Here is a 15271-nt window from a genome sequence, read left to right on the forward strand (position 1 = left end):
AGTGTGGTTTTAGCTACAGCAGGCTTTGCCGCTGGCCAGATCCTTGAGGATCGGGCAGTCGGGGCGGTCATCGCCGTGGCAATCGGCAACCAGCTGGCTAAGAGTGTCACGCAGGCTGACCAGCTCTTCGATGCGCGTGTTCAGCGCAGCGATGTGCTCGTTGGCCAGGGCTTTGACATCGGCGCTGGCGCGTTCACGGTCTTGCCACAGAGTCAGCAGCCTGGCGACTTCCTCCAGAGAAAAGCCAAGATCGCGTGAGCGCTTGATGAAGGCCAGGCTGTGCAGGTCCTGCTGTTGGTAGAGGCGATAGCCGCTGTCGCTGCGTTGCGCCGGTTTAAGCAGGCCGATCGACTCGTAATAACGGATCATCTTGCTGCTCAGCCCGCTGAGGCGGGCAGCCTGGCCGATATTCATGGTGCCTCCTGCTGGTCGTTGTCGGGTTTCCAGGTTTTCAGCCACAGCGCATTGCTCACCACGCTGACGCTCGACAGGGCCATGGCGGCGCCCGCCAGCACCGGGTTGAGCAGGCCAAACGCGGCCAACGGGATGCCGACCAGGTTGTAGATGAAGGCCCAGAACAGGTTCTGGCGGATCTTGGCGTAGGTCTTGCGGCTGATTTCCAGGGCTGCCGGCACCAGCCGCGGGTCACCGCGCATCAGGGTAATGCCGGCGGCCTGCATGGCGACATCGGTGCCACCGCCCATGGCGATACCGATGTCGGCGGCGGCCAGGGCCGGGGCGTCATTGATACCGTCACCGACCATAGCCACCACGCCGTCGCGTTTGAGCACGGTCACGGTAGCGGCTTTGTCGGCCGGCAGTACTTCGGCGTAGACATCCTCGATGCCCAGCGCGTCGGCGACCACCTTGGCACTGCCGCGGTTGTCGCCGGTCAGCAGGTGGCTGCTGACGCCTCGCGCGCGCAGACTGCGCACGGCCTCTGCGGCACCGGGCTTGAGGCTGTCACCAAAGGCCAGCAGGCCGAGCACCTGCGGCTGCGGTGCCTGTTCGATCAGCCACGACAGGGTGCGGCCTTCGGCTTCCCAGGTCTGTGCTTTGCCTGCAAGCTCGCCGGGTTGCAGCTGGCTGTCTTCGAGCAAACGCCGGTTGCCGAGGGCCAACTGGCGTTGCTCGACCACGCCGGCGATGCCGCGCCCGGTCAGTGACTGGCTGTCGCTGACGGGCGGCACGTCCAGGCCATGTTCGCTGCAGGCGCCGAGCACCGCTTTGGCCAGCGGGTGCTCACTGCCCTGTTGCAGTGCCCCGGCCAGACGCAACAAGTGCGCTTCATCGGCAACGGCGGCCAGGCTGTGGACAATGCGCGGGCTGCCTGAGGTCAGCGTACCGGTCTTGTCGAACACCACGCGGTTGACGGCGTGGGCGCGCTCCAGCGCCTCGGCATCCTTGATCAGAATGCCGTGGCGGGCGGCCACGCCAGTGCCGGCCATGATCGCTGCAGGCGTCGCCAGGCCAAGCGCACATGGGCAGGCAATTACCAGTACGGCGACGGCGTTGATCAAGGCGGTTTCCAGCGGTGCGCCATACCACCACCAGCCGAGCAGGGTAATCAGAGCGATCACCAGCACCGCCGGGACGAACACCTGGCTGACCCGGTCGACCAGTTTCTGAATCGGCGCCTTGGCCGCCTGGGCATCCTCGACCAGGCGAATGATCCTCGCGAGTACCGTTTCGGTGCCTAGTGCCAGGGTGCGTACCAGCAGTTGGCCTTCGCCATTGATGGCGCCGCCGGTGACCGGGTCACCGGGGTGCTTGGGTACCGGCAGGCTCTCGCCGCTGATCAGCGCCTCGTCGGCGTGGCTGCTGCCTTCGATGACTTCGCCGTCGACCGGGAAGCGCTCGCCGGGTTTGACTCGGACCAGATCGTGCAGGCGCAGTTGGCTGATCGGCACATCCTCCTCACGCCCATCGAGCACGCGCAGGGCGCGCTCCGGGCGCAGCGCCTCGAGGGCGCGGATGGCGCTGGCGGTCTGGCGTTTGGCGCGGCTTTCGAGGTATTTGCCGAGCAGCACCAGGGCGATGACCACTGCCGAGGCCTCGAAGTACAGGTGCGGCTCTACCCCTAGCGGAGCATTGGCCCATTGATACAGGCTCAGGCCGTAACCGGCACTGGTGCCGAGCGCAACCAGCAGGTCCATGTTGCCGGCGGCTGCGCGCACGGCTTTCCAGGCTGCTCTGTAAAAACGTGCGCCGAGAATGAACTGCACCGGCGTAGCCAAGGCAAACTGCGCCCAGGCCGGCAGCATCCAGTGCACGCCGAACGGCTGCAGGAGCATCGGCAACACCAGTGGCAGCGCCAGCAGCACCGCAGCGGCCACGGCCAGGCGCTCATTGCGCAAATGGCGCTGGGCATCATCAGGGTCGGGCGCAGCGGCATCCGGCATGGATGCTTCGTAGCCGGCCTGACGTACAGCCTCGACCAACGCAGGCAGGGTTTGCGCTGGAGCTTCGACACGGGCGGTCTCGGTTGCCAGGTTGACGCTCACCTGCGCCGCGCCGGGCACCTTGCGCAGGGCGCGCTCGACACGCCCGGCGCAGCTGGCGCAGGTCATGCCGCTGATGGGCAGGTCAAAAACAGTGGATGCAGACATGGCTGGCCTCCTTGGACAGGCCTGCAGCATCAACCCTGCCACAGGGGCAAGGTCAATAGTCCAGGCTGGCTCGGGTCAGGTGCAGGCCGCTGTGGTCCATGGCGATGCGATACTTGTTGATCTGTCCGGCCTGCAGGGTCAGGCGCTGAGTGTGCTGGTTCTCCAGGCCAGGGTTGCAACCGGGGGCTTGCCCCGGCAACAGGCGCAAGCGGATATCCACCGGGCCGGGCGGCAGGTTGAACGAGGTCGATTGTTCCTGGAACAGGCGACCGGACAGTTGGTCATTGAGGTACACGCCGATCTCGCAGGTGGTCGCCACCTCAAGCCGCTCGCGCGAAATAATCAGCACGCTGTAGTCCGAGTTGCCAGCGGCGCTGGCCGCAGGCACCACGGTCAAAGCGGCGAGCAAGCCGACAAGGCTCAGTGCTGGCCTGATCATGAACAATCTCCTGCTTCATAAACTGTCAAAGGCGCAGCTTGGCTGAGCCAGGCGCGGATTGCCAGTCCGGCCGAGGACGGCATAACTTGACCTTGACCCGATGGCAAGCTTGAAACTGTGGCAAACCCACGAAGGAGACTGACCAATGCAAGTTTTCAATGTACAAGGCATGACCTGTGGCCACTGTGTAAAAGCAGTGACTGCGGCGGTACAGGGGCAGGATGCTGCGGCCAAGGTAGAGGTGGATCTGGCTGCCAAGCAAGTGACCGTCGACAGCCAGTTGGCCAGCGAACAGATTCTTGCCGCCATTCGTGAGGAAGGCTACGAGGCGCAATCGGCCTGACGACGCTGGAGAGTAGCGGTGCCGGTGATCGACCATGCTGCTGAATGTCATCGGTGCCGCTTCTGGGCAGGGAATTGTCACAAAGGTTTTCGCCAGAATCCGCCTTTGCAGTTAGACTTGGCAGCTTGCTTAGCCTGCTAATGGATTCCTGATGAACCTGCGTTACGTGCTGATTCTCGGCGCCTTGAGTGCGTTCGGGCCGCTGGCGATCGACTTTTACCTGCCAGCATTCCCGGCCATGGCTCAGGCCTTTCTGACCGACGAGAAACACATCCAGACTACCCTGGCCGCGTACTTCCTTGGCCTGTCGCTGGGCCAGTTGGCCTACGGCCCGGTAGCCGATCGCTTTGGTCGGCGCATCCCGCTGCTGTTCGGAGTGACCTTGTTCACCCTGGCCTCACTGGCCTGCGCTTATGCGCCCAATCTGGATACGTTGATTGTCGCGCGCTTCGTCCAGGCCTTGGGTGGCTGCGCGGGGATGGTGCTGTCACGGGCGATTGTCAGCGACAAGTGCGACCCGGTTGCCTCGGCCAAGGTCTTCTCGCAATTGATGCTGGTGATGGGCCTGGCGCCGATTCTTGCGCCAATGCTTGGCGGCGTATTGGTCAACCTGGCTGGCTGGCAGTCGATCTTCCTGGCCTTGAGCCTGTTCAGCGCAGGCTGCCTGCTGGCGATCAGCTTCGGCTTGCCCGAGAGCATGCCGGCGGATATGCCGCGCCAGCCGCTGTCAGGGGCGTTTCGCCAATACCTGCGGCTGTTTGCTGACCGAGTGTTTATCGGCCACGCGTTGACCGGCGGCACCGCCATTGCCGGCATGTTTGCCTACATCGCAGGCTCGCCGTTCGTGTTCATCAAGCTATATGGGGTACCGACCGAGCATTATGGTTGGCTGTTCGGTGCCAACGCAGCGGGTTTCATTCTGATTGCACAGGTCAATGCACGGTTGTTGGCCAAGCGCGGCCCGGCAGTATTGCTGGGGCGAGCAGTGTGGTTGTACCTGGCGGCGGCGCTGACCCTGCTCGGCGTGGCGGCGTTGCGGCCGACGCAATTGTGGCCCCTGTTGTTGCCGTTGTTCGTGTGCATCGCCAGCCTGGGCTGCATCATCCCCAACGCCTCGGCGTTGGCCATGAGCGGTCAGGGCAACCGCGCAGGCAGCGCGTCGGCATTAATGGGCTGCCTGCAGTTCAGCGTTGCCGCTGGCTCGGCGGCGCTGGTCAGCTTGCTGCATGATGGCAGTGCGGTACCAATGGCCATGGTGATCAGCCTGTGCGGGGCTCTGGTGGTCAGTGTCGCGACGCTGACTCGGCGCTTGCAGGCCAGGCGTCAAGGCTGAACGAGTGAGGGGCCTGCAGGCGCTTCTGCAATGTTGCGACAAAGGCCCGCGCTTCACGCTCACTGCGAAAGCTCACCACGTGCTGGTCGAGCCGAACCTGCCAGGGGCAGTTGGGGTGACGTTCAGATGTACTGACGACGATCTTCATCGCATACCTCCACAGAACAGGTGCCGATTCAGTCTAGCGCTGCTGCCCCCAAGTGCCACCAATCCTTGAGTCGCTTCGGACTGACGGTCGCCTGTGGACCTTTCCCACAAGCCCTGTCTAGTTGTGCTGAGGCGCAACCACAGTGGATCCTTCGCTTTTGTTTGCCATATTTGCGGAAAGGCGCTGTCGGCAGCGTCTGAGGATATTTCTCTTTTCAGCTCGCGTTAAGGGCGCTTGTGGCTTTGGCTAGACAGGCTTGCGCCTGCTGGGTGGTTCTGGCCGGCCAGGTCTGCCCTGCTGGTGAATGCGTCGAGGGTCGCCCCACCCACCGCTTTGTCCGGTCTGTAGAGGAACCGGGAAGCGCTATCGCGGGACTTTGCCCGGCTTATACTGGCCCCAGCAGCCAGCGCCAGCGAGAGGGACTTCCCTGCCAGGGAATGCTATGCCAAGACCGTAAGCAGGTCAGCGCGCTGGCGTGTTTGGCCAATGGACCCAGACATGATTCAGCAGGGAGTTACCTTATGAAAGCAGTCAGCAGTATCAGCCAGATCGCCAGCCTGATGGCCGACCCCAAGCGCAGCGCCATGTTGTGGGCGTTGATCGATGGCACGCCCCGCCCCGCCGACGAGCTGGCGGTGATGACCGGCGTGAGTTCGTCTTCAGCGTGTGCGCATTTGTCCCTGCTCTCCTCGGCAGGCTTGCTGCGGCTGGAAGCCCGTGGCCGCAAACGCTATTTCCGTCTGGCGACGCCTGCTGTGGGGGCGGCGGTCGAGGCGTTGGCCAGCCTGCATCTGAATGATTTGCGCCCGCGGGTAACCCAGGTCAAACCGCTGCAGGTGCCACTGTCGATGCGCCGTGCGCGCCTGTGCAATGGGCATATGGGCGGTGAGCTGGCGGCTGAATTGCTGCAACGAATGGTCACTGCCGGCTGGCTGGAGGGGTACGACGGTGAGCTGCGGGTGAGTTTTACAGGTCGCACGCAGTTGGCCAATGTCGGCGTGTACATCGAGGCCTTGGCACAGCGGCCACTGAGCAACTGTGTGATCTGTCACTGCAATGAGTGGAGCGATCAGGGGCCGCATCTGGGCGGAAGCCTGGGGCAGGCCTTGCTGACGTTGTTCCTGCAGTCGGGCTGGCTGCAGGAACAGGACGGTGCGCGCGGGCTGCAGATATCACCGCTGGGTATCCAGCAGATCAATCGTATCGCTCGCGCAGAGCCGTCCTTGCTGGTGGGTTGAGCTGCCGGCAACCGTTGCCGGTCAGGCCAGGCGAGCGTCCAGGCTGTTCTGCGCCAGGCGCCGAGCTTGATCCTCGGTCATGCCCAAATGGGTGTGTAGCGCGTGGAAGTTCTCGGTGACATAACCGCCGAAGTAGGCCGGGTCGTCGGAGTTGACCGTGACTTTGACGCCACGCTCAAGCATCTCGAGGATGTTGTGCTGGCCCATGTGTTCGAATACGCAGAGTTTGGTATTGGATAGCGGGCACACCGTCAGCGGGATCTGCTCATCAATGATGCGCTGCATCAGCCGCTCATCTTCGATGGCGCGTACGCCGTGGTCGATGCGCTTGATCTTGAGCAGGTCGAGGGCTTCCCATATGTACTCGGGCGGGCCTTCTTCGCCGGCGTGGGCTACTGCGTCAAAGCCTTCGCTGCGGGCGCGCTCGAATACGCGCTGGAACTTGCTCGGCGGATGGCCTTTCTCCGAGCTGTCCAGACCGACGGCAATGAACGCATCGCGGAACGGCAGCGCCTGGTCGAGGGTTTTTTGCGCTTCTTCTTCGCTGAGGTGGCGCAGGAAGCTGAGGATCAGCCCGCTGCTGATGCCCAGTTGCTCACGGCCATCCTTCAGTGCTTTGCTCAGGCCGGCCATGACCACTTCGAAGGGGATGCCCCGGTCAGTGTGGGTCTGCGGGTCGAAGAACGGTTCGGTGTGAATAACGTTCTGCGCCTTGCAGCGTTGCAGGTAGGCCCAGGTCAGGTCGTAGAAGTCCTGCTCGGTACGCAGGACATCGGCGCCCTGGTAATAGAGGTCGAGAAACTCCTGCAGGTTGTTGAAGGCATAGGCGCCGCGCAGGGTTTCTACATCCGCCCAGGGCAGGGCAATCTTGTTGCGTTCGGCCAGGGCGAACAGCAGCTCGGGCTCGAGCGAGCCTTCCAGGTGCATGTGCAGTTCCGCCTTGGGCAAGGCGTTCAGCCAGTCGTACATGTGTGTGATCTCGATCAGGAACGGTTGTCGCCATTCTACAGGGCCAGGCCGGGCAATGCGCCCGGCCTGGCCTGCGCATATCAACCGGCGATCAGCTGCGCTGCGGCCTGGCGGTGGTCGGCGATCAGGCCTTTGACGTCAAGGCCTTCGATCTGGCCGTCAATCACGCGCCATTTGCCGCCGATCATGACCCGGTCGGCACGGTCGGCGCCGCACAGCAGCAGTGCCGACAGCGGGTCATGGCTGCCCGAGAAGCGCAGCTCGTCGAGCTTGAACAGGGCCAGGTCAGCCTGTTTGCCAACCGCCAGCTGGCCAATATCGCTGCGCCCCAGCAAGTGCGCCGAGCCACGGGTGGCCCAGCCCAGGGCGCGTTCCGGGGTGATCTGTTCGGCGCCATAGCGCAGCCGTTGCAGATACAGCGCCTGACGCGCTTCGAGGATCATGTTCGAGGCATCGTTGGAGGCCGAGCCATCGACGCCGAGGCCAACCGTGGCGCCGGCAGCTTCCAGATCCACCGTGGGTGCAATCCCCGAAGCAAGACGCATGTTCGAGCTTGGGCAATGGCAGATGCCGGTACCGGCAGCGCCGAGGCGGGCGATTTCGTCGGGGTTGAAGTGGATGCCGTGGGCCAGCCAGGTGCGCGGGCCCAGCCAGCCGACGCTGTCCAGGTAATCCACTGTACGCAGGCCAAAGCGCTGCAGACAGAACTCCTCTTCATCGAGGGTTTCGGCCAGGTGGGTGTGCAGGCGCACGTCCAGCTCTGCGGCCAATTCGGCACTGGCGCGCATGATTTCCGGGGTTACCGAGAAGGGTGAGCAGGGCGCCAGGGCGATCTGGATCTGCGCGCCTTCGCCACGCTCGTGGTAGCTGTGGATAAGTCGCTGGCTGTCGGCCAGGATCACCTCGCCCTGTTGCACGGTCTGCTGCGGCGGCAGGCCGCCGTCGTCTTCGCCCAGGCTCATCGAGCCGCGGGTCAGCATGGCGCGCATGCCCAGCCCGCGGACTGCTTCGACCTGTACATCAATGGCGTTGTCCAGGCCCTGCGGGAACAGGTAGTGGTGGTCGGCGGCGGTGGTGCAGCCCGACAGCAACAGCTCGGCCAAGGCCACTTTACTGGCCAGCTCGAGCTTGGCCGGAGTCAGGCGTGCCCAGACCGGATATAAAGTCTTCAGCCAGGGGAACAGCGGCTGATTGACCACCGGCGCCCAGGCGCGGGTCAGGGTTTGATAGAAGTGATGATGGGTGTTGATCAGACCAGGCAGGATCACGTGCTCACGGGCGTCGAACACCTGTGAGCAGGGGATGCTAGGGCTTTCGCCCATGGCCAGCAGTTGCACGATTTTGCCGTCTTCGATAACCAGCCCGCCGCGCGCGTCGCTGTCGTTGGCGGTGAAGATGGCAAGGGGGGATTTCAACCAGGTACGGGTCGCAGGCATGGTGCCGGCTCCTCTGAAAGTGGGTTCAGGTAAGCCAGCTCAGTTTTGCCCTGTCTGCTGATCCAGGTTCGCCGCGGGGGCGAGGCGTCGAGTCTACTGCCTCGCCCTGCAGCTTTCAATTCACCAGACCAATGGTTCGCCCTTGTAATTGATGAAGCGCAGGCCGCCATTGCCGCTGTGCGCCTTGATCTGCTTGAGCATGCCGCTGGTACTGGTGAACACGTCGATTTCAGCGTTTTCTCCGCCCATTGCAGTTTTCACCCAGCCCGGGTGCATGGCCAGCACGGCGAGGTCGGGGCGCTGCAGTTCGCCGACGTAGCTGTTGATCATCGAGTTCAAGGCGGCCTTGCTGGCCTTGTACAACGGAATCTCGCCGCCATCAGGGATGCTCACGCTGCCCAGTACCGAACTCATGAAAGCCAGCACGCCGCTGCCTTCGCGCAGTTGCCCGGCCAGGCGGCGGGCGATGCGGATCGGCGCCACGGCATTGGTCATGAACAAGGCGCCGATCTGCTCTTCGCTGACCGCTTCCAGATCCTGCGGCAGCGGCCCCATGACGCCAGCGTTGACGAACAGCAGATCCAGCGTCTCGCCGTGCAGGCGCTGCTTGAGGCTGTCGAGTTGAGCGGTGTTGTTGATCTCGAGGGTTTCGATGTGCACGCCGACGATGCTGCCCAGGTCGCCCGGGTTGGCCTTGTCGCGAACGGTGGCGATTACCTTCCAGCCATCTTCGTGCAGGCGCTGCACCAGGCCAAGGCCCAGGCCTCGTGAGGCGCCAATGATCAGGGCGGTCTTGGTTGCGGTCATTTCTGTACTCCTTCAGAGGTAGCGCATGCCGGGCAGCCATCACCAGAGCTGCCAGCGTAGTCGCTGCAGTTTGCCAGCGTGTGGCAGCCGATGCACGGTTGTGCAAAAAATGATCAGCAGGCTACGGGCCTTGCGCCGTCAGGGCCGGAGCCAGTGGCTAACGGTTTATCCACAGGCTGCTCCACAGTATTTGTGCGCAAGCGGGCGGGCCAGGTTTTGCCTGCCGGCGGCCGAATTGTCATTGCAGGCTGGGGATAACTTACTGTAATGCGGAGCTTTTCAGCGCTGTCACGAAACTGTGATCAAAATATGATCAATGCTCTGCGCGCCTTGTAATTCGTGGCCTGGGTCGGACTGCCCCAAGCTTATCCACAGGCAGGCGCACAGTAGTTGTGAGTAATGTTTCAGCGGTTTTATCCATGATTTACGCGCTGAGGACAATTCTGCCGCGGCTCAGGTCGGCAAGTTGCTGCTGCAGTGCCGGCAGATGGCTGGGCCCGATAGCCAGCCGCAGATCTACACCATTGGCAGTGAACTGTTCATCCAGAACCAGCCCGTCAACGTCAGCCAGACGCAGTTTGACCAAGGCCAATTCGCTGAAACTGCAGCTGCAGGTGTATTCGCTGCGCTGCACCAACAGACGCTTGGGCGCCTGTTGCAGGCATTTGTTGGCGCCGCCGCCATAGGCCCGGGCGAGGCCGCCGGTGCCTAACTGGATACCGCCGTACCAGCGGATCACCAGTACCACCACCTGATCGCAGTCCTGCGCCTCGATCGCGGCGAGGATCGGCCGGCCGGCGGTGCCGCCGGGTTCGCCGTCGTCATTGCTGCGGTATTGCCCGCCGATTTTCCAGGCCCAGCAGTTGTGGGTGGCGGCGAGGTCGCTGTGGCGCTCGATGAAACTCTGCGCTTCGGCAGGGCTGCTGATCGGGCCGGCGAGGGTGATGAAGCGGCTCTTGCGGATCTCTTCGCGAAACTCGCAGAGGTCGAGCAGGGTAGATGGCATAAGTCCGGGTCAGGCGGGCAGTTGGATGCCGCAACCTTTGAGAATGATGTGGATAAGATTGTTGCTGGCGTCTTCCATGTCCTGCTTGGTCAGGCGGCTGCGGCCGGTAACCTGGCAGATCTGAGTGGAAAAGTCGGCGTAGTGCTGGGTGCTGCCCCAGAGCAGGAAGATCAAGTGCACCGGATCGACCGGGTCCATCTTGCCGGCGTCGATCCAGGCCTGGAACACAGCGGCACGGCCGCGGAACCACTCACGGTAATCGGCGCTGAAGTATTCGGTCAGACACTGACCACCGCTGATCACTTCCATGGCGAAGATCCGTGAGGCCTGCGGGTTGCGCCGCGAGAACTCCATCTTGGTGCGCAGGTACTGGCTCAGCGCCTGGCCTGGGTCATCATCAACGCTCAGGGCGTTGAAGGTGCTGTCCCACAGCTCGATGATGTTGCTCAGCACGGCGATATACAGGCCGAGCTTGTTGGTGAAGTAGTAGTGCAGGTTGGCCTTGGGCAAGCCGGCCTTGAGGGCGATGGTATTCATGCTGGTGCCCTTGAAACCGTGGCGGGCAAACTCGTCTTCGGCGGCCTGGATGATCGCCTGCTCGTTCTTTTGGCGAATGCGGCCGGCGGGCTTGCCCGAGGCGGAGAGGCGATGCGCTGGGACTTCTAGGGTCATGGACGGTTCCGAACGGGCTGAGGCAACGGGATTGTCCGACAGATTACCTGCCTGTGCCGAAGTGACAAGCCTTTAGCGTGTGGCAGCAAGGCTTTCAAGGAAGCTTTCCAGTACCAGGTTTGGCCGCCGGCCTTTGCGTGTCACCCAGTTCAGGCTCAGGTCGTAATGGCGCTGCGCAGGTTTCAGGGCCCGCAGGCGGCCTTGTTGCACCCAGGTGCTGGCGTAATGATCGGGCAGGTAGCCGATGTAACGCCCGGTCAGGATCAAGAACGCCATGCCCTCGCGGTCGGACGCGCTCGCCGTGCAGTGCAGCGCCTGATAGTGCGCCTGGATTTCACCGGGCAGGCGGAAGGTCGGCGCGATCGCATCCTGGCTGTTGAGCCGCTCGTCGTCGATCTTGTGGTCGTCGGCATAGAACAGCGGGTGGCCAACGGCGCAGTAGAGCAGCGACCGCTCGCTGTACAGCGGCTGGTACTCCAGGCCCGACAGCGGGCTGGCCTGCGGCACCACGCCAACATGCAGGCTGCCATCGAGCACGCCTTGCTCGACCTGACTGGGGGCGATCATGCGGATCTGGATGTGCACGTCCGGGCCGCGGTCCTTGAGCTCGGCCAGGGCATGGGTGATGCGCATGTGCGGCAGTGTCACCAGGTTATCGGTCAGGCCGATATTAAGCTCGCCGCGCAGGTGTTGGTGCAAGCCGTTGACCTCGGTGCGAAAGGTCTCGATGGCGCTCAGCAGTTGCAGCGCCGAGTGGTACACGTCGCGGCCTTCTTCGGTCAGCGAAAAACCGGCGCGGCCGCGTTGGCACAGGCGCAGGCCGAGGCGCTGCTCAAGGTCGCTCATTTGCTGGCTGATCGCCGAACGGCCGATGCCCAACACGTTCTCCGCTGCCGAAAAACCGCCGCACTCGACCACACTGCGGTAAATCTTGAGCAGGCGGATGTCGAAGTCGCTGACTTGCGCAAGTGGATCGGGGCGTCGGCTCATTAGTTTAGTCCACTGCTAACTGAAGATTTGAAAAGTAGGCTTTTCCAGACTTTATCGCCGTGCCAATTTAGCTGCAACAACATCCATCGTTGCCTATTCGTTTGCCGAGGAACCGCCCGATGAACATGCCCGAAACCGCGCCTTCCGGTATCGCCAGCCAGCTCAAGCTGGACGCGCACTGGATGCCGTACACCGCCAACCGTAATTTCCAGCGCGATCCGCGCCTGATCGTTGCCGCCGATGGCAACTATCTGGTCGACGACAAGGGCCGGCGCATCTTCGATGCCCTGTCTGGGCTGTGGACTTGCGGTGCCGGGCATACCCGCAAGGAAATCAGCGAAGCGGTCGCGCGCCAGGTTGGCGTGCTCGACTATTCGCCGGCATTCCAGTACGGCCATCCGCTGTCGTTCCAGCTGGCTGAAAAGATTACCCAGTTGACTCCGGGTGATCTGAATCACGTGTTCTTCACCAACTCCGGTTCCGAGTGCGCCGATACCGCGCTGAAAATGGTACGTGCCTACTGGCGCCTGAAAGGCCAGGCGACCAAGACCAAGATGATCGGTCGCGCCCGTGGCTATCATGGGGTGAACATCGCCGGTACCAGCCTGGGCGGCGTCAACGGCAACCGCAAGATGTTCGGCCAGCTGCTCGATGTCGACCACTTGCCGCACACCGTGCTGCCGGTCAACGCCTTCACCAAGGGCTTGCCGGAAGAGGGCGGGATCGCCCTGGCCGACGAGATGCTCAAGTTGATCGAGCTGCACGATGCCTCCAATATCGCTGCGGTGATCGTCGAGCCGCTGGCTGGCTCGGCGGGTGTATTGCCGCCGCCGAAGGGTTACCTCAAGCGCCTGCGTGAAATCTGCACCCAGCACAATATTCTGCTGATCTTCGACGAAGTGATCACCGGTTTCGGCCGCATGGGCGCCATGACCGGTGCCGAAGCGTTCGGCGTCACCCCGGACTTGATGTGCATCGCCAAGCAGGTCACCAACGGCGCCATCCCTCTCGGCGCAGTGGTTGCCAGCAGCGAGATCTACCACACCTTCATGAATCAGCCGACGCCTGAGTACGCTGTGGAATTCCCTCACGGCTACACCTACTCGGCGCACCCGGTGGCGTGCGCTGCCGGCATCGCGGCGCTGGACCTGCTGCAGAAAGAGAACCTGGTGCAGTCAGCCGCCGAGCTGGCGCCGCACTTCGAGAACCTGCTGCATGGCGTCAAAGGCACCAAGAATATCGTCGACATCCGTAACTACGGCCTGGCCGGCGCGATCCAGATCGCGGCACGTGACGGCGATGCCATCGTGCGTCCTTACGAAGTGGCGATGAAGCTGTGGCAAAAAGGCTTCTACGTGCGCTACGGCGGCGACACCCTGCAGTTCGGCCCGACCTTCAACACCCAGCCGCAGGAGCTCGACCGCCTGTTCGACGCGGTGGGCGAGACGCTCAACCAGATCGATTGATCTGTCTGATTTTGACGGCAGGCGTGCACCGGCGCGCCTGATCCTTCCTTCCTGTTTCTGGAGTTATGCATGAGCATTGTTCAGCACCTGATCAACGGCGAACTGGTTTCCAAGGGCGAACGCACCGCCGATGTCTTCAACCCGTCTACCGGTCAGGCCGTACGCAAGGTCGAACTGGCCAGCCGTGCCACCGTGCAAGAGGCGATCGATTCGGCCAAGGCGGCCTTCCCGGCCTGGCGCAACACCCCGCCGGCCAAGCGCGCCCAAGTGATGTTCCGCTTCAAGCAGTTGCTTGAGCAGAACGAAGCGAAGATCTCGCAGATGATCAGCGAAGAGCATGGCAAGACCTTGGAAGACGCTGCCGGCGAACTCAAGCGTGGTATCGAGAACGTCGAGTTCGCTTGTGCCGCCCCGGAAGTGCTCAAAGGCGAGTACAGCCGCAACGTCGGCCCGAACATCGATGCCTGGTCGGACTTCCAGCCATTGGGCGTGGTTGCCGGTATCACTCCGTTCAACTTCCCGGCCATGGTCCCGCTGTGGATGTACCCGCTGGCGATCGCCTGTGGCAACGCGTTCATCCTCAAGCCTTCCGAGCGTGATCCAAGCTCGACGCTGTATATCGCCCAGCTGCTGCTCGAAGCTGGCCTGCCCAAGGGCATCCTCAACGTGGTGCATGGTGACAAGGAAGCGGTCGATGCGCTGATCGAAGCGCCAGAGGTGAAAGCCCTGAGTTTTGTTGGCTCGACGCCAATTGCCGAATACATCTATGCCGAAGGCACCAAGCGCGGCAAACGTGTACAGGCTCTGGGCGGCGCCAAGAACCACGCGGTGGTGATGCCGGATGCCGACCTGGATAACGCGGTCAGCGCGCTGATGGGTGCGGCGTATGGTTCTTGCGGCGAGCGCTGCATGGCCATTTCCGTCGCAGTATGCGTGGGTGACCAGGCAGCCGATGCGCTGATCGCCAAGCTTGAACCGCAGATCCGCGCGCTGAAGATCGGCGCTGGCACTTCCTGTGGTCTGGACATGGGGCCGCTGGTAACTGCTGCGGCGCGCGACAAGGTACTTGGCTATATAGATGACGGCGTTGCCTCGGGTGCCAAGCTGGTGGTCGATGGTCGTGACCTGCGTGTTGCAGGCTGCGAGGATGGCTACTTTGTCGGCGGCACGCTGTTCGACAACGTCTCGCCAGAAATGCGCATCTATAAAGAAGAGATCTTCGGCCCGGTGCTGTGTGTGGTGCGCGTCGACAGCCTGGAGCAGGCCATGCAGTTGATCAACGATCACGAGTATGGCAACGGTACCTGCATCTTTACCCGTGACGGCGAAGCGGCTCGGCTGTTCTGCGACGAGATCGAAGTGGGCATGGTCGGTGTCAACGTGCCGCTGCCGGTACCTGTTGCATATCACAGCTTCGGCGGCTGGAAGCGTTCGCTGTTTGGCGACCTGCATGCCTATGGCCCCGACGGCGTGCGCTTCTATACCCGTCGTAAAGCCATTACTCAGCGCTGGCCGCAGCGCAAGAGCCATGAAGCATCGCAGTTTGCCTTCCCTAGCTTGTAACTGGGGCAGGGTATGAGCGGGGAGGCCTTTGGGCCTCCCCGTTTTGTTTGTGCTTTGTGAGCCCGAAGGGCCGCTTTTGCTTAATGTTATGCAATTATGAAATAACGGTTGACGGGTTTCTGTAAGCGCTTATAATGCGCCCCACTTCCAGCGTAGTTGGAACGGAAAACTCCTTGAGATTCAATGAGTTAGAAGTTTCAGAGATGCTGCAAGGGCTTCGATCGAAAGATCGCCAGCGGTGAAAAAGGCAGT

At 62.5% G+C, this 15271-nt stretch carries 15 protein-coding genes; 5 read left to right on the forward strand and 10 right to left on the reverse strand.

Annotation, left to right across the window (positions count from 1 at the left end; translation table 11 throughout):
* Window positions 1-9 precede the first annotated feature (9 nt).
* From cueR to IDM28_RS02240, 3 genes are read right to left on the reverse strand one after another with little or no spacing between them, the layout of a single operon-like run.
* The gene (cueR, locus tag IDM28_RS02230; protein WP_101316150.1) at window positions 10-414 is read right to left on the reverse strand and encodes a Cu(I)-responsive transcriptional regulator; all 405 of its coding nucleotides are present in this window, start codon (window positions 412-414) and stop codon (window positions 10-12) included.
* Window positions 411-2609 (reverse strand): heavy metal translocating P-type ATPase, encoded by a 2199-nt coding sequence (locus IDM28_RS02235; RefSeq protein ID WP_150571470.1) that lies wholly within the window; start codon window positions 2607-2609, stop codon window positions 411-413. The genes cueR and IDM28_RS02235 overlap by 4 nt, the downstream gene beginning before the upstream one ends.
* 52 nt (window positions 2610-2661) lie before the next feature.
* Window positions 2662-3048 (reverse strand): hypothetical protein, encoded by a 387-nt coding sequence (locus IDM28_RS02240; RefSeq protein ID WP_188035272.1) that lies wholly within the window; start codon window positions 3046-3048, stop codon window positions 2662-2664.
* 145 nt (window positions 3049-3193) lie between these two features.
* On the opposite strand from IDM28_RS02240, the gene IDM28_RS02245 reads away from it, so the two are divergent.
* Window positions 3194-3391: a heavy-metal-associated domain-containing protein gene (locus IDM28_RS02245; RefSeq protein ID WP_150573641.1), complete on the forward strand. Its 198-nt coding sequence runs from the start codon at window positions 3194-3196 to the stop codon at window positions 3389-3391.
* 151 nt (window positions 3392-3542) lie between these two features.
* Complete coding sequence (locus IDM28_RS02250; protein ID WP_188035273.1) at window positions 3543-4724, forward strand: multidrug effflux MFS transporter; 1182 nt, start codon at window positions 3543-3545, stop codon at window positions 4722-4724.
* Here IDM28_RS02250 and IDM28_RS23770 read toward each other — a convergent pair.
* Window positions 4675-4872, reverse strand: a complete 198-nt coding sequence (locus IDM28_RS23770; RefSeq protein ID WP_101316160.1) for a hypothetical protein — start codon at window positions 4870-4872, stop codon at window positions 4675-4677. The two genes, IDM28_RS02250 and IDM28_RS23770, sit on opposite strands and share 50 nt — an antisense overlap.
* A gap of 521 nt (window positions 4873-5393) precedes the next feature.
* On the opposite strand from IDM28_RS23770, the gene IDM28_RS02255 reads away from it, so the two are divergent.
* Complete coding sequence (locus IDM28_RS02255; protein ID WP_188035274.1) at window positions 5394-6110, forward strand: ArsR/SmtB family transcription factor; 717 nt, start codon at window positions 5394-5396, stop codon at window positions 6108-6110.
* 21 nt (window positions 6111-6131) lie between these two features.
* Here IDM28_RS02255 and IDM28_RS02260 read toward each other — a convergent pair whose 3' ends face one another.
* The 6 genes from IDM28_RS02260 to IDM28_RS02285 all read right to left on the reverse strand — a co-directional run bounded on the left by IDM28_RS02260 (window position 6132) and on the right by IDM28_RS02285 (window position 11990).
* Window positions 6132-7079, reverse strand: a complete 948-nt coding sequence (locus IDM28_RS02260; protein WP_103435940.1) for an adenosine deaminase — start codon at window positions 7077-7079, stop codon at window positions 6132-6134.
* 80 nt (window positions 7080-7159) lie between these two features.
* Window positions 7160-8515, reverse strand: coding sequence for an 8-oxoguanine deaminase (locus IDM28_RS02265; RefSeq protein ID WP_188035275.1), 1356 nt, complete (start codon window positions 8513-8515; stop codon window positions 7160-7162).
* Window positions 8516-8635: 120 nt separating this feature from the next.
* On the reverse strand, window positions 8636-9322 hold the full coding sequence (locus IDM28_RS02270; RefSeq protein ID WP_103435941.1) for an SDR family oxidoreductase: 687 nt from the start codon (window positions 9320-9322) through the stop codon (window positions 8636-8638).
* Between the two features lie 424 nt (window positions 9323-9746).
* Window positions 9747-10328, reverse strand: coding sequence for an IMPACT family protein (locus IDM28_RS02275; protein ID WP_150571472.1), 582 nt, complete (start codon window positions 10326-10328; stop codon window positions 9747-9749).
* Window positions 10329-10337: 9 nt separating this feature from the next.
* Complete coding sequence (locus IDM28_RS02280; RefSeq protein WP_101316172.1) at window positions 10338-11000, reverse strand: TetR/AcrR family transcriptional regulator; 663 nt, start codon at window positions 10998-11000, stop codon at window positions 10338-10340.
* A 72-nt stretch (window positions 11001-11072) separates the two neighbouring features.
* Window positions 11073-11990: a LysR family transcriptional regulator gene (locus IDM28_RS02285; protein WP_101316174.1), complete on the reverse strand. Its 918-nt coding sequence runs from the start codon at window positions 11988-11990 to the stop codon at window positions 11073-11075.
* 119 nt (window positions 11991-12109) lie between these two features.
* Between IDM28_RS02285 and IDM28_RS02290 the strand changes: the two genes are divergently transcribed.
* Together IDM28_RS02290 and IDM28_RS02295 are read left to right on the forward strand one after the other, a co-directional pair.
* A complete protein-coding gene (locus IDM28_RS02290; RefSeq protein ID WP_103435945.1) occupies window positions 12110-13456 on the forward strand; it encodes an aspartate aminotransferase family protein in 1347 nt (448 codons plus the stop codon).
* Window positions 13457-13525: 69 nt separating this feature from the next.
* Window positions 13526-15019 carry a CoA-acylating methylmalonate-semialdehyde dehydrogenase gene (locus tag IDM28_RS02295; protein WP_101316178.1) on the forward strand — a complete coding sequence of 498 codons (1494 nt, stop codon included), beginning with the start codon at window positions 13526-13528 and terminating at the stop codon, window positions 15017-15019.
* The last annotated feature ends 252 nt before the right edge of the window (window positions 15020-15271 follow it).

This window comes from Pseudomonas sp. EZ-C24, from assembly GCF_014525325.1.
In the GTDB taxonomy this organism is placed as follows: Bacteria; Pseudomonadota; Gammaproteobacteria; order Pseudomonadales; family Pseudomonadaceae; genus Aquipseudomonas; species Aquipseudomonas shirazensis.